This is a genomic window from Streptomyces sp. UG1, from assembly GCF_049974585.1.
GTDB lineage: Bacteria > Actinomycetota > Actinomycetes > Streptomycetales > Streptomycetaceae > Streptomyces.
Genome location: NZ_JBNGGG010000030.1, coordinates 53,938 through 78,695, shown reverse-complemented (window position 1 = coordinate 78,695; position 24,758 = coordinate 53,938). Strand labels below are relative to the sequence as shown.

At 70.3% G+C, this 24,758-nt stretch carries 21 protein-coding genes and 1 pseudogene; 15 read left to right on the top strand and 7 right to left on the bottom strand.

Going from position 1 to position 24,758, the window contains the following annotated elements; translation table 11 throughout:
• Nucleotides 1-109 precede the first annotated feature (109 nt).
• The 10 genes from ACP4J3_RS30550 (at nt 110) to ACP4J3_RS30505 (ending at nt 9,802) form a co-directional block, all read left to right on the top strand.
• Nucleotides 110-2,335, top strand: a complete 2,226-nt coding sequence (locus tag ACP4J3_RS30550) for a cell division protein FtsK (protein WP_426539294.1) — start codon at nt 110-112, stop codon at nt 2,333-2,335.
• A gap of 141 nt (nt 2,336-2,476) precedes the next feature.
• A complete protein-coding gene (locus ACP4J3_RS30545) occupies nt 2,477-2,749 on the top strand; it encodes a hypothetical protein (protein WP_426539293.1) in 273 nt (90 codons plus the stop codon).
• Complete coding sequence (locus tag ACP4J3_RS30540; RefSeq protein ID WP_093865977.1) at nt 2,746-2,940, top strand: hypothetical protein; 195 nt, start codon at nt 2,746-2,748, stop codon at nt 2,938-2,940. Before ACP4J3_RS30545 ends, ACP4J3_RS30540 begins: the two co-directional genes overlap by 4 nt.
• Before the next feature lie 13 nt (nt 2,941-2,953).
• Nucleotides 2,954-3,547 (top strand): hypothetical protein, encoded by a 594-nt coding sequence (locus ACP4J3_RS30535; RefSeq protein ID WP_426539292.1) that lies wholly within the window; start codon nt 2,954-2,956, stop codon nt 3,545-3,547.
• Nucleotides 3,544-4,338, top strand: coding sequence for a DUF7221 family queuine tRNA-ribosyltransferase-like protein (locus tag ACP4J3_RS30530; RefSeq protein ID WP_426539291.1), 795 nt, complete (start codon nt 3,544-3,546; stop codon nt 4,336-4,338). The genes ACP4J3_RS30535 and ACP4J3_RS30530 overlap by 4 nt, the downstream gene beginning before the upstream one ends.
• A 16-nt stretch (nt 4,339-4,354) precedes the next feature.
• Nucleotides 4,355-5,281: a hypothetical protein gene (locus ACP4J3_RS30525; RefSeq protein WP_426539290.1), complete on the top strand. Its 927-nt coding sequence runs from the start codon at nt 4,355-4,357 to the stop codon at nt 5,279-5,281.
• A gap of 86 nt (nt 5,282-5,367) precedes the next feature.
• Nucleotides 5,368-6,237: a bifunctional DNA primase/polymerase gene (locus tag ACP4J3_RS30520; protein ID WP_426539289.1), complete on the top strand. Its 870-nt coding sequence runs from the start codon at nt 5,368-5,370 to the stop codon at nt 6,235-6,237.
• A 2-nt stretch (nt 6,238-6,239) separates the two neighbouring features.
• Nucleotides 6,240-7,715, top strand: a complete 1,476-nt coding sequence (locus ACP4J3_RS30515) for an ATP-binding protein (protein WP_426539288.1) — start codon at nt 6,240-6,242, stop codon at nt 7,713-7,715.
• Between the two features lie 493 nt (nt 7,716-8,208).
• Nucleotides 8,209-8,448, top strand: a complete 240-nt coding sequence (locus ACP4J3_RS30510) for a helix-turn-helix domain-containing protein (RefSeq protein ID WP_426539287.1) — start codon at nt 8,209-8,211, stop codon at nt 8,446-8,448.
• Nucleotides 8,449-8,533: 85 nt separating this feature from the next.
• Nucleotides 8,534-9,802, top strand: a complete 1,269-nt coding sequence (locus tag ACP4J3_RS30505; RefSeq protein WP_426539285.1) for a tyrosine-type recombinase/integrase — start codon at nt 8,534-8,536, stop codon at nt 9,800-9,802.
• A 75-nt stretch (nt 9,803-9,877) separates the two neighbouring features.
• Here the strand turns inward: ACP4J3_RS30505 and glnA are convergent, their stop codons facing one another.
• Entirely contained in the window at nt 9,878-11,239 is a 1,362-nt protein-coding gene (gene glnA / locus ACP4J3_RS30500; RefSeq protein ID WP_426539383.1) for a type I glutamate--ammonia ligase, read from the bottom strand.
• A gap of 366 nt (nt 11,240-11,605) precedes the next feature.
• Here glnA and ACP4J3_RS30495 point away from each other — a divergent pair.
• Nucleotides 11,606-11,865: pseudogene (locus ACP4J3_RS30495) on the top strand (hemin transporter); the annotation flags it as partial.
• Nucleotides 11,866-11,876: 11 nt separating this feature from the next.
• On the opposite strand, the gene ACP4J3_RS30490 reads toward ACP4J3_RS30495, so the two are convergent.
• A complete protein-coding gene (locus tag ACP4J3_RS30490; RefSeq protein WP_426539283.1) occupies nt 11,877-12,311 on the bottom strand; it encodes an Rrf2 family transcriptional regulator in 435 nt (144 codons plus the stop codon).
• A gap of 121 nt (nt 12,312-12,432) precedes the next feature.
• On the opposite strand from ACP4J3_RS30490, the gene ACP4J3_RS30485 reads away from it, so the two are divergent.
• The 3 genes from ACP4J3_RS30485 to ACP4J3_RS30475 all read left to right on the top strand — a co-directional run bounded on the left by ACP4J3_RS30485 (nt 12,433) and on the right by ACP4J3_RS30475 (nt 15,799).
• Nucleotides 12,433-13,095 carry a DUF3105 domain-containing protein gene (locus tag ACP4J3_RS30485; RefSeq protein ID WP_426539281.1) on the top strand — a complete coding sequence of 221 codons (663 nt, stop codon included), beginning with the start codon at nt 12,433-12,435 and terminating at the stop codon, nt 13,093-13,095.
• Nucleotides 13,092-13,715: a DUF305 domain-containing protein gene (locus ACP4J3_RS30480; RefSeq protein ID WP_426539280.1), complete on the top strand. Its 624-nt coding sequence runs from the start codon at nt 13,092-13,094 to the stop codon at nt 13,713-13,715. Before ACP4J3_RS30485 ends, ACP4J3_RS30480 begins: the two co-directional genes overlap by 4 nt.
• Nucleotides 13,716-13,855: 140 nt before the next feature.
• The gene (locus ACP4J3_RS30475; protein ID WP_426539279.1) at nt 13,856-15,799 is read left to right on the top strand and encodes a S53 family peptidase; all 1,944 of its coding nucleotides are present in this window, start codon (nt 13,856-13,858) and stop codon (nt 15,797-15,799) included.
• Here the strand turns inward: ACP4J3_RS30475 and ACP4J3_RS30470 are convergent.
• From ACP4J3_RS30470 to ACP4J3_RS30460, 3 genes are all read right to left on the bottom strand, one after another.
• Complete coding sequence (locus ACP4J3_RS30470) at nt 15,772-17,904, bottom strand: zinc ribbon domain-containing protein (RefSeq protein WP_426539278.1); 2,133 nt, start codon at nt 17,902-17,904, stop codon at nt 15,772-15,774. The two genes, ACP4J3_RS30475 and ACP4J3_RS30470, sit on opposite strands and share 28 nt — an antisense overlap.
• Nucleotides 17,905-18,176: 272 nt before the next feature.
• A complete protein-coding gene (locus ACP4J3_RS30465) occupies nt 18,177-18,629 on the bottom strand; it encodes a VOC family protein (RefSeq protein ID WP_426539276.1) in 453 nt (150 codons plus the stop codon).
• Between the two features lie 2 nt (nt 18,630-18,631).
• Nucleotides 18,632-19,159, bottom strand: a complete 528-nt coding sequence (locus tag ACP4J3_RS30460) for a pyridoxamine 5'-phosphate oxidase family protein (RefSeq protein WP_426539382.1) — start codon at nt 19,157-19,159, stop codon at nt 18,632-18,634.
• Between the two features lie 223 nt (nt 19,160-19,382).
• On the opposite strand from ACP4J3_RS30460, the gene ACP4J3_RS30455 reads away from it, so the two are divergent.
• Nucleotides 19,383-22,382 carry a bifunctional [glutamine synthetase] adenylyltransferase/[glutamine synthetase]-adenylyl-L-tyrosine phosphorylase gene (locus ACP4J3_RS30455; RefSeq protein WP_426539275.1) on the top strand — a complete coding sequence of 1,000 codons (3,000 nt, stop codon included), beginning with the start codon at nt 19,383-19,385 and terminating at the stop codon, nt 22,380-22,382.
• 63 nt (nt 22,383-22,445) lie between these two features.
• Here the strand turns inward: ACP4J3_RS30455 and ACP4J3_RS30450 are convergent, their stop codons facing one another.
• Together ACP4J3_RS30450 and ACP4J3_RS30445 are read right to left on the bottom strand one after the other, a co-directional pair.
• Nucleotides 22,446-23,423 carry a phosphatase PAP2 family protein gene (locus ACP4J3_RS30450; RefSeq protein WP_426539273.1) on the bottom strand — a complete coding sequence of 326 codons (978 nt, stop codon included), beginning with the start codon at nt 23,421-23,423 and terminating at the stop codon, nt 22,446-22,448.
• A 142-nt stretch (nt 23,424-23,565) separates the two neighbouring features.
• Entirely contained in the window at nt 23,566-24,600 is a 1,035-nt protein-coding gene (locus ACP4J3_RS30445) for a LacI family DNA-binding transcriptional regulator (RefSeq protein WP_426539272.1), read from the bottom strand.
• Nucleotides 24,601-24,758: the final 158 nt, after the last annotated feature.

The following is a 24,758-nucleotide window of genomic DNA, read 5'->3' as shown; positions in this document are numbered from 1 at the left end:
CGTCCGGCTCACTCCGGCACTCACCATCGCGTCACGGGCCCGGCCGCCCACCTCCTACAGCGTCGGCCGGGCCCGCTCTCCCTCACACCGGAAAGTGGAAGGAATCTCAGTGAAGCACCCCGACGACGACAACGAACTCTTCAACCGGCTGGAAGCCGAGATGGCGGCCGACTCCGGGGGCGAGGTAGTCGACCTCGACAAGGCACGGTCGGCCCGCGCGGAGTCGGCCGACCCGACCACCCGACCCGACGCCGACCGGTCGCCCGACTCCGACACCGCGCGGTCGGGTGCCGAGTCGGCCGACCCGACCGCGCCCGTGATGGTCGACCAGCCGACTCCGCGGGCGACCGGTCCGGGCTACCTCGGTCGGCTCGCGGGAGCGCACCGCCGTGCGGTCGTTCCCGAGTGGCTGCGGTCGGTGGCAGAGCTGCGGACCGCCGCCGCGTGGGTGGCCCGCCACTACGCCCACTCGGTCGGCTACCACGCGCTGCGGGCCCCGGTCTACGCCGCCCGCCTCGCCCTACAAGCCCCGTCTGGCGCCGCGAAGTTCGTGGGCGGCACCATGCGGTGGGTGGCCGACCGCGAGGGCGAGCCGGTCCGACTCGCCGCGGTCCGCCGCGAGGACGCAGCCGAGTACCTGAAGCTGTCCCGGCAGCGCGACGGACGCGTCCGACTGCGCACCCTCGTGGCCGTGCTCGGAATGTTCGTCGGGCTCGGCGCCGCGCTCGCCATGTACGTGCTCGCCCCCGACTGGCTTCAGGCGGTGTCGGTGAGCGCGGTCGTGATGGCGCTCGGGTTCGCCGGCCGCCGCGCGGATGACCCGGTCATCCACCGCGCGGTGGAACTGCCCAAGGCGGTCAAGCTCACCAGTGACATCGTGCTGCGGGCACTCGGCTCGCTCAGCATCCCCGCCATCAACCAGGCACAGGCCAAGGGACGGGATGGGTTCGAGTTCACCGCACCCATCACCCGCGACGGCCCCGGATGGCGCGCGGAGGGCAACCTCCCCTTCGGCGTGACCGTGACCGACGTCATCGAGCGTCGCGACCGGCTCGCCTCCGGCCTGCGCCGCCCGCTGGGCTGCGTGTGGCCCGAAGCGGTGCCGGATGAGCACACCGGTCACCTCGTGCTGTGGGTCGGGGACCAGGACATGTCCAAGGCGAAGCAGCCCAAGTGGCCGCTGCTCAAGTCGGGTTCGGTCGACCTGTTCAAGCCGGTCGCCTACGGCACTGACCAGCGTGGACGCTGGGTCGAAGCCACGCTCATGTACATCGCGGGCGTCATCGGCGCCATCCCGCGCATGGGCAAGACCTTCCTTCTGCGTCTGCTGCTGCTCATCGCCGCCCTCGACCCGCGGGCAGAGCTGCACACCTACGACATGAAGGGCACGGGCGACCTCGACCCGGTCGGCGACGCCGTCTCCCACCGCCACGCCGCGGGTGACGACGACGAGTCCATCGAGTACTGCCTGAACGACTTCCGGGCCCTGCGCGAGGAACTGCGCCGCCGTACCAAGGTGATCCGCTCGCTTCCGCGGGATGTCTGCCCGGAGTCGAAGGTGACCAGCGCCCTTGCCGACAAGCGCTCCCTGGGTCTGCACCCGATCGTGATCGGGGTGGATGAGTGCCAGGTGCTGTTCGAGCACCCCGAGCACGCCAAGGAGTTCGAGGAGATCGCCACCGACCTGGTCAAGCGCGGTCCGGCCACCGGCATCGTGCTCCTGCTCGCCACCCAGCGCCCCGACGCCAAGGCACTCCCGACGGGCATCTCCGCGAACGCGTCGGCCCGCTGGTGCCTGAAGGTCATGGGCCAGCTCGAAAACGACATGGTGCTCGGCACGTCCGCGTACAAGCGCGGGGTGCGGGCGACCATGTTCGCCTGGGGTGACAAGGGCATCCACTACTTCGTCGGTGAAGGCTCCGACGCCCGGATCGTGCGCTCCGTCTACATCGACGGCCAGGGCGCCGAAGCCATCGGCGCCCGCGCCCGCCGCCTGCGCGAGGAAGCGGGCACGCTATCCGGGCACGCGCTCGGGGAGGCACCCGAGCCGGTCACCAGCGCGTATGACCTGCTGCGCGACATCCTCGCGGTGGTGCCGGCCGATGAGCCCAAGGTGTGGTCCGAGACCGTCGTCGCCCGGCTCGCGGAGCTGCGTGAGGAGGTCTACGACGGCTGGGACCCGGAGGGACTGGCCGCGGCCCTGAAGCCGCACGGCGTTTCCACGATCCAGGTGGGCCGCCGTGTCAAGGGCAAGGTCGTCAACCGGCGCGGCATCGACCGCTCCCACATCGTCGCCGCGATTGCGGAGCGTGACGGAAAGCGGGACGCGGGCTGAGGTTCCGGGGCCGCTAGCGCTAGCGGCACACCCCGCTAACGTTAGCGGCTCCGCTAGCGCCCCAAACCTGCTCTGATCAGGTCGCTAGCGGATAGCGGCCCACCTGCGGAAACCCCTGAAACCCGCCTGGAAGGGCCCCTCATGACCCCTGCCCTGCTCGCTATCACCCTCCTCATCGGCGTCACGCTGTGTTACGTCGCCGTGTGTGCGGCCTCGCCGTTCGGCAACTGCCGCAAGTGCCACGGCTGGGGCTTCGTCATGAAGACCAACCGCAAGGGACGGCTCAAGCGCGGCAAGGACTGCCGCCGCTGCCATGCGACCGGCAAGCGCATACGCGTCGGCCGCTGGCTCTACAACCGCTTCGCCCGCATCTACCGCGCGGGCACCGACACCCGCCCGGAAGGCTCCCGATGATCCTGAACATTTCCGCCGTGCTGCTGTTCGGCGCCGCGTCCGCTCTCGCCGTCAAGACCCGCTCCGCCGGGGGCGGCGCGGCCATCGTGCTGTTCCTGTTCGGATTCTTCACCGCTGGGACCGGCGCGTACGAGCCCATCCACAACCTCGTGCAGGCATCCGCCGACGCCCTGTCCGCGCTCGGCAACTGACGGGAGAGATCTCGTGAACGAACCCACCACCGCCCGGCACTGGCTCGCCGCCGCCGCGCCCAAGGCCGCGCCCGCCATCGCCACCACGACCGTGCTCGCACTCGCCCGGATCTGGAACGCCAACGGCGCCGAACACTCCGTCGGCAACGCCGTGCTCATGGCCGCGCTGTCCCTAGGGGCCGCCGCCGCGGGCGTGGTCGCGGGCAACACCACCGGGGACTCCGTGCTTGTCGGGACCGCGTTCGCCGCCTCCGGAGCGCTCGCCTTCGCCGGGGTCGCCGGATACGCCGACGGGCTCCCGCTGCCGCTGCTGCTGTGGTCGTTGGCCACGGCCGGCGCCTACGGGCTCGCCGCACGGTACTGGCGCACCGACCGCCGCGAGACGGTGGCGTACGAGCGGCAGACGAGTGAGCGGCGCGAGGAGTACGCCCACATCGAGCGCGTCGAAACCCTCCGCGCCACGGCACAGATCGAGGTGGCCCGTACCGGCGCCGCCTACGCCGAACAGCTCGCGCAGGCACTCGTCACCCGCGCCGCGCTGCCCGGCTTCGACCCCAAGGCGCTGGAAGCCGCTGGGCTCCCGGAGCTCCCGCAGGGGGAGCGGTGAGGTTCTACCTGACCACCCACAAACGGCACTGGGTGCGCCTGACCCGCGTGCCGCTGTTCCTGAAGTCCGAGCACTTCGCCGCCGCGGTCAAGCTCGATGCGGCGCAGGGCCCGTACGCGGTGGACTCCGGCGGCTTCACCGAACTCCAGCGGCACGGCCGCTGGACGCGTGCGCCGCGCCAGTACGTGGACGACCTGCGCCGCATATGGGAGTGCGTGGGCCCCTACGACTGGGCAGCACCGCAGGACTGGATGTGCGAAGACCTCATCATCCACGGCGGCACCGCGGGCCCGCTCACCTTCGCCGGTACACACCTGAGCGTGCGCGAGCACCAGCACCGCACCGTGGCGAACTTCCTCGAACTGCGCTCCCTCGCCCCCGAGTTGCGCATCATTCCCGTCCTACAAGGCCGCACGATCGCAGACTACGAATGGTGCGCCGACTGGTACGAGCGGGTCGGCGTCGACCTCGCCCGTGAGCCCGTGGTGGGTCTGGGATCGGTGTGCCGCTTGCAGTCCACCCGCGAGGGCGCCGCGATCGTCACCGCGATGGCCGCACGCGGGCTGCGCCTGCACGGCTTCGGCTTCAAGACCCTCGGTCTGGAACGGGTCGGGCATCTGCTCGCCTCCGCGGACTCTGCGGCGTGGAGCTACCACGCACGCAAGCGGCCCCCGCTGCCCGACCACACGCACAAGAACTGCGCCAACTGCCTGCCCTACGCACTGCGCTGGCGCACTCGCGTCCTCAGCGCGCTGCCCACCTGGCAGCAACCCACCCTCGATGCAGCCTGATCAAGGAGGAACCCGAATGAGCGCACCTTGCGGCACCGTTTCTGGCCGCACCTACAAGCGCACCCGCGTCCGCGGCTTCGCCGACTGGGCACCCCGCCCGCACGTGCTCGCCCTGGTCAACCAGGTGCGCGCCGTGCTGGATGAGAACCGCGCCTACCTGCCCATGACCGCCCGACAGGTGTTCTACCGGCTCGTGGGTGCCCACCGCTACGACAAGACCGAACAGGCCTACGCCCGGCTGCTGGAGACCCTCAACCGGGCCCGACGCGCCCGGCTGATACCCATGCACGCCATCCGCGACGACGGCGGCACCTCCGTCGGCGCGGGCGGCTGGGACAGCCCGGCGCAGTTCTGGCGCTCGGTCCGCCGTACCGCGGAGGGCTACACGCACGCCCTGGACGACGGTCAGCCGATCGCGGTGGAGCTGTGGGTGGAAGCCGCCGGCATGGTGCCCATGGTGGCCCGCGTCGCCGCCGAGTTCGGCGTGACCACCTACAGCTCCGGCGGCTTCGACTCGGTCACCGTCAAGTACGAAGCGGCACAGCGCATTTCCTGGCGGGATGTACCCACCACCGTGCTGCACCTGGGCGACCACGACCCCAGCGGCCTGTCCATCCTCGACTCTGCCGCCGCGGACATCTCCGCCTTCGTCGACGACATGGGCGCCCCCGCGCCGACCTTTTCCCGGCTTGCCGTGACAGCCGAACAGATCACCCGGTACCGGCTGCCGTCCGCACCGCAGAAAGCCACAGACCGGCGCGGCGAGCACATGCGGCACACCGTGCAAGCCGAAGCCATGAGCCCCACCGAACTGACCGCAGAAGTCCGAGCCGCCCTCGAATCCGTCATCGACCAGTCGGCGCTGGACGCGGCTCGCGAACGCGGTGAACGCGAACGCGCACAGATCCTGCGCCACCTGCCCGACACCGACGACGACCTGTAGCTACGCCCGAGGCGGGCGCCGTCTCACCACAAGCCTGCGCCCGCCCCGGTTCTCCAGTCCCTCCAAGAGAGCAGGAGACCTCCAGCATGCCCCAACGAGCTTCATTCGGCGAGGGCCGTCCGGCCCAAACCACCCCTTTGTGCACCGCGCTGGAACTCGCCTCCGTCGGCGTGCCGGTGCTGCCCCTACGGCAGGGGAAGGTGCCGTTCGGGAACTGTCGCGTGTGCGCCAAGAACGCCTGCGGCGGCCGGCCGAACATGAAGAACGCGGGCCCCTGCCAGTGCCCCGGCATCTGCCACGCATGGGCCGCCGCCACCACCGACCCCGCCGTCATCACCTCCCAGGCATGGGCCCCGGCGTGGCGTCAGGCCGTCTGCGTCGGCTACCACCCCGGCGGCGCCGGGCTGACCGTGGTCGACCTCGACAACCCGGCGGCCATCACCTGGGCACGCGAGACGCTGCCCGCCACCCGCACCGTGCCCACCACGCGCGGCCAGCACTGGGTCTACAAGGGCGTCATGCCCTCGCACAACGCCGTGCGGCCCGGCGTGGACATCAAGTCAGCCATGGCGTACGCCCGTTGGCTCGGTCCCGGCACCGGCACCATGACCGCCCTGCCGGAGGCCGTGCGCGCGCTTGCCGTGAAGGAACCCACGGTCCGGCCGGCGCCGCAGGCCCTCGCCGTGCCCGCCGGGGGCGGAGAGTGCCGCCACCGCACGCCCACCTACCTGGATCGTGGGATCACCATGGCGGAGCAGCGCATCACCGAGGCCCGCAGCGCGATCCACCACACCGTCTACCGCACCTTCCTCGCCGTGCTGTCCGCCCACGGCCGGTGCGGCTGCCTCACCGACGCCCATGTCGCCCGGCTGTTCACCGCCGCTCAGGCCAAGGGCGAATCGCCGCGGCACTGCACCGACGCGTGGACCAACGCCCGCACCAGGTTGGGACTGTGAGCATGTCCGACGACGAGAAGGACCCCGCCCGCAAGGTCATCACCGACTACGCCCAATCCCACTTCCGGTACTTCCGCACCGCCGACGGGACCGTGTACGCGCAGCGCAACGGCCACCCCGTCGCCCGCCCGATCCGCTCCCAGGGCACCACGGGCAGCCACCGCCAGGAACTCATGGTCGGCCTGTTCAAGGACGGGGTCGGCGTGTTCAACGGAACCGCCCTCAAGGAGGCGTTGGACTTGATCGAAGCCCTCGCACTGACCGAGGACGTGCAGCCCGTCCACATCCGCGTCGCCCCCGGATTCGACGGGGCGACCTGGCTGGACCTGGGCCGCACGGACGGACAGTCCGTCCGCATCCACCCCACCGGCTGGGACATCGCCGTCCCCGACCCGCGCGAGGTGTGCTGGCGCCGCACCCAACTCACCGGGGAACTGCCCCTGCCGGCCAAAGACACCAACGGCAAGGGCATCGACCTGTTGCTCCGGTTGTGCAACTTCGCCAACGCGGAGACAGAGTGCCTGGCGATCGCGTGGCTGATCGGCTGCCTCGGGCCGTCCGTGCCCGTCCCCGCACCGTTCCTCACCGGGCCTCAGGGGGCGGGCAAGTCCACGGGTGGGCGGATGCTCGTGCGGATCATCGAGGGCATGAGCGGTGACCTGCGCCGCGCGCCGAAGGATGAGGAGAACCTGATCGCGGCGGTGGCGGCCGGGTGGGTGACGGCCCTGGACAACCTCTCCCACATGACGCCGGACCTGTCCGACGCCATGTGCTGCATCGTCACCGGCGCCGAGAACGTCAAGCGCGCCCTGTTCACCGACGGGGACGTCTTCCGCGCCCGCTACCGCCGGCCCCTCCTCCTGACCGGCATCGACGTCGGCGTCATCCGCCCCGACCTCGCGGAACGGCTCCTGCCGCTGCGTTTGGAGCGGCCCCGCGTCCGGCGTACCGAGGCGGAGCTGTGGGCGGAGTACGCGGAGGTTCTGCCCGTCGTTCTCGGCTCGCTCCTAGACCTCACGGTCAAGGTCCGCGCGGTGGAAGCGGAGACCCCCACCGACCTGCGGATGGCGGACTTCGCGCACCTGTGCGCGCAGCTCGATGCGGCCACCGGCCTGGGAGCTCTCACCGCCTACCGGGCCAGTCTGGACGACCTGAACGACGACGTGATCGAGGGTGACCTTCTCGCGCAGACCGTCCTCAGGCATGCCGACACCATCGAGCCGGGCGCGGCGCAGCGGATGACCTCCACAGAGTGGCTGCACCACCTCAGCCGCCTCTATGCGGGCGAGGACTTCCGTCCCCTGCCCAGGGGCTGGCCGACCACCGGAAAGGTTCTCTCCGACCGGCTCAAGCGCCTCCAGCCGACGCTGGCCGCTCGCGGTGTCCTCATCGACACCGGCCGCACCAGCGAGGGCCGCTACCTCGAAATGACCCGCCTGGCCACCGCGCCCTCACATCAGCAGCAGCGGATGGTCTGACCGCGCTCGCGGGTCGCCCTGGACAAGCAGTAAGGGGCCGCTTCGCGGCGCGTCCTTTGGGCGGCGTTCCGCCGAACTGCAAGAAGAGCACGCGGGGCGACTGGTGCTCTTCTTGCTTGCTCCGGCGGCACCGCCGCCGCCCAAGGATCGTGCCGCGAAGCGGCTCCCTCTTCACGCGCTGAGGCGCACCGAACTACAACAGACACCCCCTCTCTTGTCCTAAGAGGAAGGACGCTGCGTCATCTGCGTCATGCAGACGGAAAACCGGCCCCTGGCCTGCGGCTACAGCCATGACGCAGACGGCGACCTCTGCGTCATCCTGCGTCATCTGCGTCATCCGATGACGCAGACCATGACGCGGCGATGACGCAGCCCCAAGCCGCTGCGTCACACAAAGCCGCAGGTCACAAGCTTGCATGACGCTGATGACGCAATGACGCAGAAATCCGAACCTCGGACAGACGCGGCCACGCCCTCCCCGCTTGGAGTCCCTATGGCAAAGCCGACAGACCCCGACCCCCGCGCCACTCTCCGAGGCGGCCTCCCCGACCGGTACCTCACCCCCGACGACATAGCCGAGATGTTCGAGGTGCCCATAGAGACCGTCTACCAGTGGCGCAAGAAGCGCACCGGCCCGCCCGGCTTCCGCATCGGCAAGCACCTTCGCTACGACCCCGCCGACGTGCGCACATACGTCACCCAGCGCAAGAGCGCGGACCAGGCCGCCGCCTGACGCAGCTCAATCGCACAGCTCAACCCCCAGGGAGGGCCACGGCGTGGCCCTCCCTTCCGCATGCCCTGAAGGGACAACGCCTGATATGGCCGGCCACATCCAAGACCGCTGGTACAAGGTCGAGAACGACTCCAGTGGCAAGCCCCGCCGTGTACGAACCGACCGCTACGGCACTGGCCTGCGGTACCGCGCCCGCTACATCGGTCCGGACGGGACCGAGAAGAGCAAGTCATTCCCCGACGGGCAAAAGCGACTCGCTGACCAGTGGCTCGCCCATATCGAGGCGGACATGTCGCGGGGGCAGTACCTCGACCCCGCCGCCGGCCGTGTGACGTTCGGGCAGTACGCCGAGAAGTGGCTGAACACCCAGACCACCGACATGACCACGCGAGAGTCAGTCGAATCCTCGATTCGTGGCCACGCGATCCCTTACCTCGGGTCGCGACCGCTCGGTTCCTTCAAGCCGGAACACATTCGGGACTGGCTGAGCGAATTGGAGCGGGCCGTATCGGCGTCGTCGTACCGGCGTGTGATTTACAACAATGTGTCGACGGTCCTCAACGCGGCTGTCGACGACGGTCACCTGACAAAGAACCCCTGCCACGCGCAATCCGTGCGGCCCCCTGCCGCAGGGCAGGGTCGCATCGTGCCGTGGAGCGCTGAGCGCACCTTCGCCGTGCGGGCAGCCCTGCCAGAGCGCTTCCGCACAGCGGTCGACCTCGGAGGCGGCTGCGGGCTCCGACAGGGGGAGATCTTCGGGCTTCCTGTCGATGAGATCGACTTCGATTCCGGATGGCTGCACGTCGTGAACCAGGTGAAGGTGACGAAGCAGGGTCTCGTGTTCGCCCCGCCGAAGCGGAACAAGTTGCGCGACGTTCCCTTGCCCGACCGCGTGGCGCAAGTCCTCAAGCTGCACATGGAGGCGTTCCCGCCGGTAGAGGTCACCCTGCCGTGGCTCCGCCCGGACGGTCCGCTTGTCACTAGGCGGCTGCTGTTCACCCGCCTTGATGGCACAGGTGCGGTTCGGCGGACCGATTTCAATGACCGCGCATGGAAGCCCGCTCTCGTCTCGGCCGGAGTCATCCCCGCGCCGAAGCAAGGCGAGCGCTACCAGGCAGCCCGCGAACACGGCATGCACGCCTTGAGGCACTTCTACGCATCGGTTCTGCTGGACGCCGGCGAGAACATCAAGGCACTGAGCAACTACCTCGGGCACAACGATCCGGGGTTCACGCTCCGGGTGTACACGCACCTCATGCCGAGCAGCGACGCACGGGCCCGGAAAGCCGTGGACAGCCTCTATGAGGGCACCGATCCGGCGCCGGACGGCCCAGAGACGGCCCAGGGGCAGTGAGACGCTGTGAGGCCGACGGTCCGAAACCGTCGGCCTCACTCACTCGATCAGCAGGAAATCCGCTCTGACCTGCCCCTACAGCACCGGCAGATTCTTCCGCAGCTCGAACGCCGTCACCTCGGACCGGTACTCCTCCCACTCCTGCTTCTTGTTGCGCAGGAAGAAGTCGAAGACATGCTCGCCCAGCGTCTCGGCGACGAGGTCGCTGCGCTGCATCAGGGCCAGGCCCTCGCCGAGGTTCTGCGGGAGGGGCTCGATGCCCATCGCGCGGCGCTCCGCGTCGGACAGGGCCCAGACGTCGTCCTCGGCGCCGGGGGGCAGTTCGTAGCCCTCCTCGATGCCCTTGAGGCCGGCGGCGAGGAGGACGGCGTAGGCCAGGTACGGGTTGGCGCCGGAGTCCAGGGAGCGGACCTCGACCCGTGCCGAGCCCGTCTTGCCGGGCTTGTACATCGGCACGCGGACCAGGGCCGAGCGGTTGTTGTGGCCCCAGCAGATGTACGACGGGGCCTCGCCGCCCGCGCCGGCGGTGCGCTCGGCGCCGCCCCAGATGCGCTTGTAGGAGTTCACCCACTGGTTGGTGACCGCGGAGATCTCCGCGGCGTGCCGCAGCAGACCGGCGATGAAGGAGCGGCCGACCTTGGAGAGCTGGTACTCGGAGCCGGACTCGTAGAACGCGTTCCGGTCGCCCTCGAACAACGACAGGTGGGTGTGCATGCCGGAACCCGGGTGCTCGGAGAACGGCTTCGGCATGAACGTCGCGTGGACGCCCTGCTCCAGCGCCACCTGCTTCATGACCAGGCGGAACGTCATGATGTTGTCCGCCGTGGACAGCGCGTCGGCATAGCGCAGGTCGATCTCCTGCTGGCCGGGCGCGCCCTCGTGGTGGGAGAACTCCACCGAGATGCCCATCGACTCCAGCATGGTGATCGCCTGGCGGCGGAAGTCCATGCCGACGTTGGTCGGGGTGTGGTCGAAGTAGCCCGAGTTGTCCGCGGGCTTCGGCCGTGAGCCGTCCAGCGGCCGGTCCTTCAGCAGGAAGAACTCGATCTCGGGGTGGGTGTAGAAGGTGAAGCCGAGGTCGGAGGCGCGGGCCAGGGCGCGCTTCAACACGTACCTGGGGTCCGCGAAGGACGGCGAGCCGTCCGGCATGAGGATGTCGCAGAACATCCGGGCCGTGCCGGGCGCCTCGGCGCGCCAGGGCAGGATCTGGAAGGTCGACGGGTCCGGCTTGGCGATCATGTCGGACTCGTAGACCCGGGCGAAGCCCTCGATGGCCGAGCCGTCGAAGCCGATGCCCTCGTCGAAGGCCTGCTCCAGCTCGGCGGGGGCCACGGCCACGGACTTGAGGAAGCCCAGCACGTCCGTGAACCACAGGCGTACGAACCGGATGTCGCGCTCCTCCAACGTCCGGAGCACGAACTCCTGCTGCTTGTCCATCTTGCGCTTCCCCATCCTTGCTGGTCAGGCCGCCTGTCTCCGGTACCGCGGAAGGCGGTCGGGCACACCTGAGCATCACACAGCCGCGTTTCGCGCGCGTTGCCGACCTTGATCGCCCGGGCGACCCGGCCCCGAACGCCACGCCTGCGGCGAGCGTGCTGCTCCTGAGCCCATCTTGCCTGCTCGGATCGACATCCGTAATGCCCGGCCCCTCGGGACCCACCTCGCGTTAATTGGAATTTTGCATGCAAGTTTCAACGGGCCGGCACACGGCCGCTCGCACGCCGCCGATCGAGCCTGAGGAGACCCGATGCGGTCCGAGCAGTCCGCCGCCACCGTGCGCGCCGCCGCCCGCCCCGAGCTGCTGCGTACGCGGAGAAGCTGGCGGAACCGTCCGTCCACTCCTTCTATGAGACGGACGCCGACCGACCCCGCCCGGCAGTCCCACCGCCCGGCCTGGTCGACCTCACCGACATCGACGTACCGCGGGGCACGCGCGCGTACCTGTGCGGTCCGCTGCCGTTCATGCGGCGGTGCGGACGCAGGTGATCGGCAAGGGCGTGGCGCCGGCCGACATTCACTACGAGGTGTTCGGGCCGGACCTCTGGCTGGCGCAGGAGGGCTGAGGCGGGCCGGCTCAGGGGGCGCGGCCGATCTGCAGCAGCAGCGGCCCGGTCGGGCCGGCGGTGACGTCGGCCACCGTCAGCGGGTCCAGCGAGGCGTAGAAGGCATCCTGGGCCCGCCGCAGGGCGCCGCGCAGTCGGCACGCGGAGTTGAGCGGGCAGGGCTTGTCGCCCTCGCACTCGACGACGTCGCCGTCCCCCTCGAAGGCCCGCACGATCGCACCGACCGAGGCGCTGCGGCCCTGGTCGCTGAGCGAGAGCCCGCCGCCGCGGCCCCGGCGGGCGTCGACCAGCCCCATGCGCTGGAGCTCGGCGACCACCTTGGCGGCGTGCGTGTACGGCACCTCCACGTCCGCGGCGACCTCACGGGTCGTCGGGGCGGCGTCCCCCAGGACGGCGAGCCGCATGAGCAGGCGCAGTGCCAGGTCGGTGGAGCGCAACAGCCGCATGCCGGGTAGCGTAGATATGCGCATTGGCGGTTCAAAATGTCGGCCGCCCTACAGAAGGTCACACCTTCCCCATTACGATCAGCGGACCCGACCGTCCCTTTCCCCAGAAGGACAACGCCTCATGGGCTCCGCCAAGAACAAGAGCAACGCTTCACGCAAAGCGCGAATAGCAGAGATGCGGCGTGCCGAGCAGGCTCGGGAGCGCCGCAACCGCATCCTCACGATCGTGGCCAGCGCGGTGGTCGTCACCGGTCTCGTCGTCGGCGGAGTCGTGCTCGTCCAGTCGCAGTCCGACGACAGTGACACGGCGGCCGACGCGAAGACCAGCGGCAAGTTCGTCACCGGCAAGGACGGCGTGCGGACCTGGGAGGGGACGCTGAGCCGCAACCATGTCGCCAAGAGCGTGAAGTACCCCTCGGAGCCCCCGGTCGGCGGCGACCACAACCAGGTGTGGATGAACTGCAACGGCGACGTCTACACCAAGGCGCTGAAGAACGAGCACGCCGTGCACTCGCTGGAGCACGGCGCGGTCTGGGTGACGTACACCTCCAAGGCGCCCAAGGCCGATGTCGAGGCGCTGGCGGCGAAGGTGAAGCAGACGCCGTACACGCTGATGAGCCCGGACGAGAAGCAGAAGGACCCGATCATGCTGACCGCGTGGGGTCACCAGCGCAGTGTGACGAGCGCGGACGACCCGAACGTCGCCAAGTTCTTCGAGGCGTACGTCCAGGGTGAGCAGACGCCCGAGCCGGGCGCGGCGTGCACGGGTGGTCTGTCGGAGTGAGAAAGCACGTCGGCTGGACAGCGGGGACCGCGGCGGCCGTGCTCGTCGCGGTCGGCGCGCTCACGTACGCCGTCACCGAGGACGGCGGTTCGAGCGATACGCCGGGCGGCGACTCGGCGGACGCCGGGTTCGCGCGGGACATGGCGGTGCACCATCAGCAGGCCGTGGAGATGTCGTACATCGTGCGCGACCGCACGGATGACAAGGAGGTGCGGCTGCTGGCGTACGACATCGCGCAGACGCAGGCCAACCAGCGCGGCATGATGCTGGGCTGGCTGGATCTGTGGGGGCTGCCGAAGGTGTCGTCGAAGCCGCCGATGGCCTGGATGGGCATGGGCGACATGCCCTCCGCCGGGGAGGGTTCGCTGATGCCGGGCATGGCGACCAACGCGGAGATGGAGAAGCTTCAGGGCCTCAACGGCAAGCAGGCGGAGATCCTCTTCCTCCAGTTGATGACGGCCCATCACAAAGGCGGCATCCACATGGCCGAGGGCTGTGTCGACAAGTGCTCGGTCGAGGTGGAGAAGCGGCTCGCCCAGGGCATGGTCGACGCGCAGCAGTCGGAGATCGACCTGATGGCGGACCTGCTGAAGAAGCGGGGCGCGAAGCCGGAGTCGTAGTGTGTACGGCTTCGAAATGGCGTTGTCATTAGGTTAGTTGGGACCTTCTTGGCCCGGGCATTCCCCCGGCCTGAACGGTTCGTCGGTTGAGTGGCCACCGTCGGGTGATCCACTCGCAGACGAATCGCACAGGGGGTTCCATGAGATCTCGACGTGCCGCGCTGCGCGCCTGGGTGAGTCTGGCGGCGACACTGCCCCTTCTCACCGGCGCGCTGGCGCTCGGCATACCGGCGGCGCACGCCGCGGACGACCCGGTACGCGACAGGCTCGCCGGGACCAAGCCCGCGTGGGCCACGGCCAGGGCGGACAAGGGTGCGGCCTCCGACAGTGCCCGGGTGTCCGCGCGCGTGTACCTACGGGGCCGGGACGCGGCCGGGCTCGCCGCGTACGCGAAGGCCGTGTCCGACCCGGCGTCGGCGTCGTACGGCAAGTACCTGAGCGCGAGCCGGGCGCGGGCTCGCTTCGGCGCGACGAAGGCCCAAGTCGCCGCCGTCAAGGGGTGGTTGACGTCCGCCGGTCTGAAGGTCACGGGCGTCACGCAGCACTATGTCGCCGTCACCGGTGATGTGGCCGCCGCGGAGAAGGCGTTCGGCACCGAGCTGCACAACTACACCAAGGGCGCGAGGACTTACCGCGCGCCCGTGACGACCGCCTCGGTGCCCCAGGCGCTGAAGGACGCCGTCCTGACCGTCACCGGCCTCGACGACGCCCCGCACCTGACGAGCCACCAGGACCGGCTCCCGCCGCCGGAGACGGTGTTCCGCAACTCCGGGCCGTTCTCGGCGTATCACGGCTCGAACGTGGCGAAGACGCTGCCGGACGCGTACGGCACGAAGATCCCGTACGCCGTCAAGGGCTACACCGGCCGGCAACTGCGTGCCGCGTACGGCGCCGGCGAGCGCACCGGCAAGGGGGTGCGCATCGCCATCACCGACGCGTACGCCTCCCCGACCATCGCCTACGACGCGGCGACCTATGCGAAGCGCAACGGCGACGCGGCCTGGAGCGCGGGTCAGCTCCACCAGGTGCTGCCCGCCAAGTACACGCACACCAAGGAGTGCTCGGCGGCGGGCTGGTACGGCGAGGAGACCCTCGACGTCGAGGCCGCGCACGCGGTGGCGCCCGGCGCGCGGATCACGTACGTGGGCGCCGCCTCCTGCACCGACGAGGACCTCCTCGACTCGCTCGGCAAGATCGTCGACCACCATCTGGCCGACATCGTGTCCAACTCCTGGGGCGAGACCGAGGACGCCCAGACGCCCGACCTCGCGGCCGCCTACGACCAGGTCTTCCAGTTCGGCGCGGTGGAGGGGATCGGCTTCTACTACTCCTCCGGCGACGACGGAGACGAGGTCGCCGCCTCCGGCACCAAGCAGGTCGACATCCCGGCGAGCTCGGCGTGGGTGACGGCGGTCGGCGGCACCTCGCTGGCGGTCGGCAAGGGCGACACGTACCTCTGGGAGACCGGCTGGGGCACCGAGAAGGCGGAGCTGTCGGCCGACGGCAAGAGCTGGACCGGCTTCCCCGGCGCGTTCACCTCGGGCGCGGGCGGCGGCACCAGCAGGACCGTCGCCGAGCCGTCCTACCAGCGGGGCGTGGTCCCGGACGCGCAGGCCAAGGCGTACGACTCCGCCGGCAACCGCGTGGTCCCGGACATCGCGGCCATCGCCGACCCGAACACCGGGTTCCTGGTGGGCCAGACCCAGACCATGCCGGACGGCAGGACGCGGGCGTACGACGAGTACCGCATCGGCGGCACCTCGCTGGCGGCGCCGGTCATCGCGGGTGTCCAGGCCCTGGCCCAGGAGGCCCACGGCGGCAGGCCGCTCGGCTTCGCCAACCCGGCGATCTACGCCAGGTACGGCTCGACGGCGTACCACGACGTCACGGACGATCCGACGGGATCCGGGCTCGCGGTGGCGCGCGTCGACTTCGTCAACGGGTACGACGCGACGGGCGGCCTGGCCACGTCCGTACGCAGCCTCGGCAAGGACAGCTCGCTGAGCGCCGTGAAGGGGTACGACGACGTGACCGGGGTCGGGACGCCGGCGGGCGGTTACGTGGAGTCGTACCGGCGCCGCTGACCTGCGAGATGCGTCAGGGGCGGCGCGGGCTGGCCCAAGGCAAGGCGCTCGCTCCGCCCCACGCGGGACGTGACGCCCTTCGACTTGATGGGCAAGTGGAAGACCTCTTCAAAGCGTCTCTGATCAGCTAAGTGATCCTGTGTGATCCGCAGGTTGTGGATCGGCTGGATCGATTCCCACCGTGGCGGGCTGGCGTGGGCGTGGAGGTGGAATCCTGCGCCCAGTGCTGCCCCTCTTGGCCGGTGTCGGCGGTTGGTGGGTGTGCTGATCGTCTTCACGCCCTGGTGCCGGTGGGCTGCGCGGGGCAGCTGTCTCCGGCCCGTGTGAGCGTGTCCCTCCGGACGCTTGCCCGCCGGCCCCGAGGGGCTGGTGGGGGAGGGTGCCCTGCGTCGCCTGGGCGCGGGGCGTGGGGTTCTGCGCCGGGTGGGTCCGGTCTTGGATCGGTCCCGGCGAGTTTCGGTGGTGGCAGGTTCGACCACTGCGGTGGCTTCGAACTTGTCGGCCACGCTGCGGATGACCATGGTGCCGCTGGGACGGTCTACTACGGTCTTGGCCTGGTGGGCGAGCCCGCGTGCGGCGATGCGTTGCCACGCCCCCATGTCGCGGTCGCCCTGCCAACCGCACTCGGGGTTGGGACAGATGGCCCACTTCCAACCGGGTGTGGTGGGCCGGTCGGGGGCTTTGCGGTGGCGCAGCGGGACCAGGCAGCGGGGACAGTGCCGAGAGGTGTTTCGGGCCGGGACAGTGACGACGGCGATGCCTGCCTCGGCGGCCAGGTGCCGCATCCGTTCCACAATTTGCCCGCGTACGGCCTGGGAGAGGCGGGTGTTGAGGGTGCGGCCCATGCCCCGGGCCTCCATCGAGCGGAGGTCCTCGACATAGATCACGCTCGCACGGGCGATGATTGCCTGATCGACCGCCCAACGGGCAGCGGACCAGGCCAGGGCGTCGTTCAGGTGCGACCGCCGGGCAGACACGTGCCGGATTTCCTCGGCCAGGACGGCGTGTTTACCGGTCAGACGGTGCTCGTTGGTGTCACCGATGAGCCGGTGGTAGTGGTCGGTCTTGGCGTGCAGAAACTCGGATGTACGGCGCAGCCGGTGCTGCTTGGCCAGCACACCGCCCGCTCGGAACTGGGCGCCGGAGCCCAGCGCGGCGATCGTGCCGTTGCCGTGGAGCCGGACGGCACCGGCGCTGAGCAGGGTGTTCAGACCCCAGTCCACACCCAGCGCCACGGTGTGCCCGGTGCGCCGGGCCTTCGGCACGGCATGGGTGTAGGCGAGATCGGCCCATACCCGGCCCCGGTGGATGCGGAGGGTGGGCAGGTGCAGCATCGCGCCGGGCGGGACAGTGGGCGGCAGCGTGATGGGGCACGCCACCCACGTCCAGTCCCGGTAGGAGCGTGGGTCGGGGCGGGTGGGCAGTTGCAGCCGCAGTAGCGCCCGGCCCGGGTCGTCGGCGCGGGCGATGGTGGCCTGTTGGCCGTCACAGGCGGACAGGAGCAGCATTCGCGCCGCCTGGGGGGCGGTCTCCATCTCGAACACGTCGGTCGGCAACCGGTCGTGCCTACTCCGAAAGGCGGCGATCTGCCGGGTCCGGGACCTGATCGCACCGGAGGGCAGGTACCGGCCGTCGGGGATCGATTCGCGGACACTGTCCCATTCGTCAGGCGTCCGCTTCGCGGGGTCGGCGGGCCATGTCTCGATCACTCCCGTGGTCAGGTGGGCCCGCCAGGCGGCCGACCGCAGCAGGCGCCCGGCCTGCTCCTGGGCCATGCGCACGATCCGATCGTTGACACGGATGCCGTCGGGCGGGCTGATCGTCCAGCCCAGACGCCTCAGCGCCATCCACGCCTGTGACGGCAGTCCGCGGCCCGCGGCGTCCGCACCCGAGTCCAGAACGTCCACATCGGCGGCATTCCAGTGCGTGGCCAGCAGCTCGGCGACCATGCCGGACACCAGATCCGCAGCCCAGCCCACCTGCTCTGCCAGCGTGGCGGCCGACAGCATCTCGCCCGTCTGCTCCACCACGCCGCTCCACAGCCGACCACCGGCACAGGCCGTGCGGGCCGTCTCCCCCTCGCCGAGTGGCAGCCTCCGTCTCACTGGCCCCTCCCCTCGCCTGTGGTGCTGTCATCCGATCAACGACACGATCGGGGAAAGGTCACGCATTCGATCCACGCACGCACGCACGCACGACAGGGTTATGGCACATCACTACAAAACCCAAAGGAGAAGCTGAGCTGTGGCCGACCCACCCACCGCACGATCCTCGACGAACTCGCGGGACCGTGTTCGGGCAGGGCCGGTACGGTGGGCGCGGCGGCCCTGGGGCACGGAGTACGTCGGCGAGTGAAGCCCCGCGCCCCTCCGTCGTGTCACCGCCCGCGCTCGGCCGCCAGCTCCGCCAGCAACTGGTGCAGCGGCTCCGTCGCCCGGCGCCGGTACTCCTGGATCGACCAGCCGTTGCCGTCGGGGTCCGTGAAGTACATGAACGTGGCGCCGTCGTCGGGGGCGTACTGGACCGGCTCCGAGATCTCCAGCCCCCGCTCCACCAGTTCCGCCCGGGCCGCCTTGATGTCCGCGACGCAGAGCTGGAGGCCCTGGTAGGAGCCGGGCTCCGGCCGGGTCTCGCCCTTGGTCATGTCCCAGATGCTGTCGCCCAGGGCGATCGAGCAGCCCGAGCCCGGAGGCGTGAGCTGGACGATGCGCATGCCCGGCATGACCTCCTGGTCGATGTCGACGTGGAAGCCGACCTTGTCCCGGTAGAAGTCGCGGGCCCGGTCGATGTCGCTCACGGGCAGCGGGATCACTTCGAGGGTGAAGTCCATCGCTAGTCCTCCATGGTGAATCGCCAGCGGGTCTGGCTGAACGGCTCACCCTTACCGAAGCCGAAAACCGTCCGTGGCGCCACCGAAAAGACGTAGGCGTACCCCGACCCGTGACGGAAGCGGCCGTTCGCCGCCTCGAAGTGCCAGAAGGCGCCGTACTTCGCCTCCCACCCGGCGGCCAGCTCGCGCAGCCGCGCATCGTCGGTGATCCGCACCGCCTCGCCCTCGACCACCAGGTCGTAGCCCTTGTCATAGGTGTTCGTGCCGGTCGTCAGGACGACATCGGGGTTCAGGGCGAGGTTCCTCGCCTTGCGTTCCTCCGGGCCCGTGCAGAAGTGCAGCGCGCCCCGTGACCACACCGCCGTCAGCGGGGTCACATGCGGCCGTCCCTCCGGCCGTACCGTCGAGATCCAGAACAGCTCGGCCTCGGCCAGCAGCCTCTCGGCCTCGGACCAGGGCGTCGCGGTGGCCGTCTCGTCGCTGTAGCGCGTGTCCAGTCGGGTCTGTGGGTGCGGGTGCTTGTCGGACATCGGGTGCTTCTCGTTCGTCAGGTGCTTCTCGTTCGTCGGGTGCTTCTCTGTCGGATGCTTCTCAGTCGTCGGATGCTTCTCGGTCATCGGACGGCCCTCCAGAGGTGTCGGACGTGGCCCTCCAAGGGCAGACCGGCCGGGGCGCCGGAACTCATCGGCGCCAGTCGCGGGTACTGCGGCTAGGCTCGATCGCGTACGACCTTGATCGGACGGGAGGGCGAGCATGACGGCGCCGGGGCGCAGGAGCAGTACCTTCACGCGGCTGCTGCGGCACGGTTTCACCGACCCCTCCGCCGCCGAGCGACTCCTTCAGAGCGTCGAGGTCGCTCCGATCAGGAACGACCCGGTGCTCCTCGAGGCCCTCGGCGCCACCGCCGACCCGGACCTCGCCCTGCACGGTCTCGTACGGCTCCTCGAAGCCCAGCCCGACCCCGTCGCCCAGCGGGAACTGCTCGACACGGTGATAGCGGCCAAGCCCCTGCGCGATCGGCTGCTCGGCGTGCTCGGTGCCTCCGCCGCGCTCGCCGACCACCTCGCCCGGCACCCCGGCGACTGGCAGGCGCTGGTGATGTACGAGCCGCGGGACCTGCACCCGGAGGTGGAGGAGTTCGAGCAGGGCCTCGCCGAGGCCACCGACCCGGTGTCGCTGCGCGTCGCCTACCGGCGCTGTCTGCTGTCCATCGCCGCGCGTGACGTGTGCGGCACCACCGACGTGGCCCAGACCGCCGCCGAACTCGCCGACCTCGCCACCGCGACCCTGCGCGCCGCCCTCGCCATCGCCCGCGCCGCCGCGCCGGAGGACGCCGCACAGTGCCGGCTCGCGGTGATCGCGATGGGCAAGTGCGGGGGGCATGAGCTGAATTACGTGTCCGATGTCGACGTCATCTTCGTCGGTGAGACCGCCGACGGCGCCGACGAGGGCAAGGCGCTGCGGTCGGCCACCCGGCTCGCCTCGCACATGATGCGGATCTGCTCCGAGACGACCGTCGAGGGGTCCATCTGGCCCGTGGACGCCAATCTGCGGCCGGAGGGCAGGAACGGTCCGCTGGTGCGTACGCTCAGCAGCCATCTCGCCTATTACCGGCGCTGGGCCAAGACCTGGGAGTTCCAGGCGCTGCTCAAGGCCCGTCCGGTGGCGGGGGACATCGAGCTGGGCGAGGAGTACGTCGCGGCGCTGGAGCCGCTGGTGTGGAAGGCCGCCGAGCGGGAGAACTTCGTCGCCGACGTGCAGAAGATGCGGCGGCGGGTCGTCGAGAACATTCCGGTGTCCGAGCTGGACCGCCAGCTCAAGCTGGGGCCGGGCGGGCTGCGTGACGTCGAATTCGCCGTGCAGCTGCTGCAGTTGGTGCACGGGCGGGACGACGCCTCGTTGCGCAGTGGTACGACCCTGGACGCGTTGCAGGCGCTCGCGGCGGGCGGGTACGTCGGGCGGGCCGACGCCGCGCAGCTCGACACCGCCTATCGCTTCCTGCGGTCCATGGAGCACCGCATCCAGCTCTACCGGCTGCGGCGCACCCACCTGGTGCCCGAGGAGGAGGCCGACCTGCGGCGCATCGGGCGCTCGCTCGGGCTGCGCGTGGACGCGGTCGCCGAGCTGACCCGCGAGTGGAAGCGGCACGCGAGCGTCGTACGGCGGCTGCACGAGAAGCTCTTCTACCGGCCGCTGCTCGATGCCGTGGCCCAACTCGCGCCCGGCGAGGCACGGTTGAGCCCGGAGGCGGCGCGGGAGCGGCTGATCGCGCTCGGATACGCCGATCCCGCCGCAGCGCTGAGGCATCTGGAGGCGCTGGCCTCCGGGGTGACGCGGAAGGCGGCCATCCAACGCACCCTGCTGCCGGTGCTGTTGGGGTGGTTCGCGGACTCCGCCGACCCGGACGCGGGGCTGCTGAACTTCCGCAAGGTGTCGGACGCGCTCGGCAAGACCCCTTGGTATCTGCGGTTGTTGCGGGACGAGGGTGCCGCCGCCGAGAACCTCGCACGGGTGCTGTCGGCGGGACGGCTCGCTCCCGATCTGCTGATGCGGGCGCCGGAGGCGGTGGCGCTGCTCGGGGACGGGGACGGCGGCAGCGGGCTCGAGCCTCGCTCGCGGGCGCATCTGGAGCAGGAGATCCTCGCCGCGGTAGGGCGTGCCGACGGTGCCCTGCAGGCGGTCACGGCCGCGCGCGGGGTGCGGCGCCGGGAACTGTTCCGTACGGCCGCCGCGGACATCGTCGACTCCTACGGCACCGAGACGAAGCCGGCCGAGGCCGATCAGGGCGCCTTGGTGGACCGGGTCGGGGGCGCCGTCTCCGATCTGAACGCGGCGACGCTGGCGGGGACCTTGCGGGCGGTGGTCCGGGAAGGCTGGGGCGACACCCTGCCCACCCGGTTCGCGATCATCGGCATGGGGCGGTTCGGGGGGCATGAGCTGGGATACGGCAGTGACGCCGATGTCCTGTTCGTGCACGAGCCGCGCGACGGGGTCGACGAGCACGAGGCCGGTGTGGCCGCGGGCCGGGTCGTCGCGGAGATGCGGCGGCTGCTGCAGATTCCGAGTGCGGATCCGCCGCTGCTGATCGACGCGGATCTGCGGCCGGAGGGCAAGTCGGGGCCGCTGGTTCGTACGCTGAAGTCGTACGAGGCCTACTACCGGCGGTGGTCGCTGGTGTGGGAGTCGCAGGCGCTGTTGCGGGCCGAGCCGGTCGCGGGGGACGAGGATCTGGCGCGGCGGTTCGTCGACCTGATCGATCCGCTGCGTTACCCCGCCGAGGGGCTCGGTGACGACGCCGTACGGGAGATCCGGCGGCTGAAGGCCCGGATGGAGACCGAGCGGCTGCCGCGCGGCGCCGATCCCAAGCTGCACACCAAGCTCGGGCCGGGCGGGCTGTCCGACATCGAGTGGACCGTGCAACTGATGCAGCTCCGGCACGGGTGGGCCGAGCCGGGGCTGCGGACGACCCGGACGCGCGAGGCACTCGCCGCGGCCTGTGCGGCCGGGCTCATTCCGGGCGAGGAGGCGGCGATCCTGGACGAGGCGTGGGTGCTGGCCACGCGGGTGCGCAACGCCGTGATGCTGGTGCGGGGGCGGGCCGGGGACACGTTTCCCTCGGACGCGCGTGAGCTGGCCGCCGTGGGGCGCTACCTGGGGTACGAGCCCGGTCACGTGGGGGACATGCTGGACGCGTATCGGCGTACCGCGCGGCGGGCTCGGGGGGTTGTGGACGAGCTGTTCTACGGGGCCTGAGTCCAGGCCGGTGGGCGCCTCGATGCCCGCGGCGGCCTGCGCGGGTGGGGGTGCGCGTAGCGCCTACGGGCGCGAAGTGGTGCGGGTGCGGGGCCGCGCCGGGGGGTGCCCGTCCTCGGTCGGGCGGCTCGGTGGCTCGTAGGGGCGGCTTGCGTTGACGCCTGCCGCTGACGCTGCGGGCGGACGCCCCCCGGCGCGTCCCCTCGCCGCAGTGCGCGGCTTGGGCACGTTCCGTGGCAGGGCGTGCGGCAGCGCTCCGTACCACACGCGTGCCACCGTGTAGCCGAACGCCAGGCAGATCAGGCCGCCCACCGCGTCCAGCCAGAAGTGGTTGGCCGTTGCCACGATCACCAGGAGCGTGGCCGTGGGGTAGAGCAGGCCGAGGACGCGGACCCAGGGGATCCTCGCCAGGGCGAAGATCGTCAGGCCGGACCAGACCGACCAGCCGATGTGCATCGACGGCATCGCGGCGTACTGGTTCGACATGTTCTTCAGGTCGCCGGACGCCATCGAACCCCAGGTGTCGTGGACCAGGACCGTGTCGATGAAACCGGTGCGGGTCATCAACCGTGGGGGAGCGAGCGGGTACAGGTAGTAGCCGACCAGGGCCACGCCTGTGGTCGCGAAGAGGACCAGGCGGGTCGCCGCGTAGCGGCCGGGGTGGCTGCGGTAGAGCCACACGAGGACACCCAGGGTGACGATGAAGTGCAGCGTCGCGTAGTAGTAGTTCATGCCGACGATGAGCCAAGTCACGCCGTTCACGGCGTGGTTGATCGACTCCTCGACGGCGATGCCGAGGTTGTGCTCCAGCTTCCAGAGCCAGTCGGCGTTGCGCAGGGCCTCGGCCCGCTGTTCCGGGACCGCGTTGCGGATGAGTGAGTACGTCCAGTAACTCACCGCGATCAGCAGGATCTCGAACCAGAGCCGGGGGTGGCGAGGGGTGCGCAGACGGCGCAGGGGGCCCTCACCCGTCTCGTCCGCGACGGGGTTCCGAACGGCCGCTTCCCGGCCTTCCAGTGTCGTCACGGTCGCTTCACCCATAGGCACAGAGTCTGCCAGAAAAGCCTTCCCCGACCGATCATCCTCCGGTCGGGTTCCGGACGCACGTTCTACGGCGCACGTACGCGCTTCAAGTCGTTCCAACGCATGGGCGGATGTGTCTATTCTCCGCCTTGGGGACGAGTCAGGGACGAATCCTGTCACCGGGGGCCGAAGCCGTCGAACCGCGCACCACCAGTTCCGGCATGAACACGAACTCGCTGTGGGGGGCAGGAGTCCCGCCGATCTCCTCGAGGAGCGTGCGTACCGCGGCCTGGCCCATCGCCGGGACCGGCTTGCGGACGGTGGTCAGGGGCGGGTCGGTGAAGGCGATCAGGGGGGAGTCGTCGAAGCCCACGACCGAGATGTCGCGGGGGACCCGCAAGTCGTGCTGGCGGGCCGCTCGTATCGCGCCCAGCGCCATCATGTCGCTGGCGCAGACCACCGCGGTGCAGTCGCGGTCGATCAGGGCCGTCGCGGCCGCCTGGCCGCCCTCCAGGGTGTAGAGGGAGTGCTGGATCAGTTCGGTCTCGATGGTCTGCGCGGGCAGGCCGAGCTGGTCCTGCATCGCGCGGACGAAGCCCTCGATCTTGCGCTGGACCGGGACGAAGCGCTTGGGCCCCAGGGCGAGGCCGATGCGGGTGTGGCCCAGGGAGGCGAGGTGGGTGACCGCCAGCGTCATCGCCGCGCGGTCGTCGGGGGAGATGAAGGGCGCCTGGACCTTGGGGGAGAAGCCGTCCACCAGGACGAAGGGGACGCCCTGGGCGCGCAGTCGCTCATAGCGCTGCATGTCGGCGGTGGTGTCGGCGTGCAGGCCGGAGACGTAGATGATGCCGGCCACTCCGCGGTCGACGAGCATCTCGGTGAGCTCGTCCTCGGTGGAGCCGCCGGGGGTCTGGGTGGCCAGCACGGGGGTGTAGCCCTGCCTGGTCAGTGCCTGTCCGATGACCTGGGCCAGGGCCGGGAATATCGGGTTCTCCAGCTCCGGGGTGATCAGGCCCACCAGGCCCTCGCTCCGTTGCCGCAGCCGCACCGGGCGCTCATAGCCGAGCACGTCCAGCGCGGCCAGCACGGACTGGCGGGTGGTGGCGGCGACGCCCGGCTTCCCGTTGAGGACGCGGCTGACGGTCGCTTCGCTCACCCCCGCCTGAGCAGCGATGTCGGCAAGCCGTGTGGTCACGGCACTGGACTGTACCGGCCGTATGTCGCCTTGCACACCAATCGGACGCCGTGGGCGACCTGTTGACCGGCCCGGGCCGGGCTGCTGCCTCATCGCGCTCCCTCGTGAAAGTGATGGCAAGAGCTTGCAGAGTCTTGCACAGACCGCTCGTGTGCCGC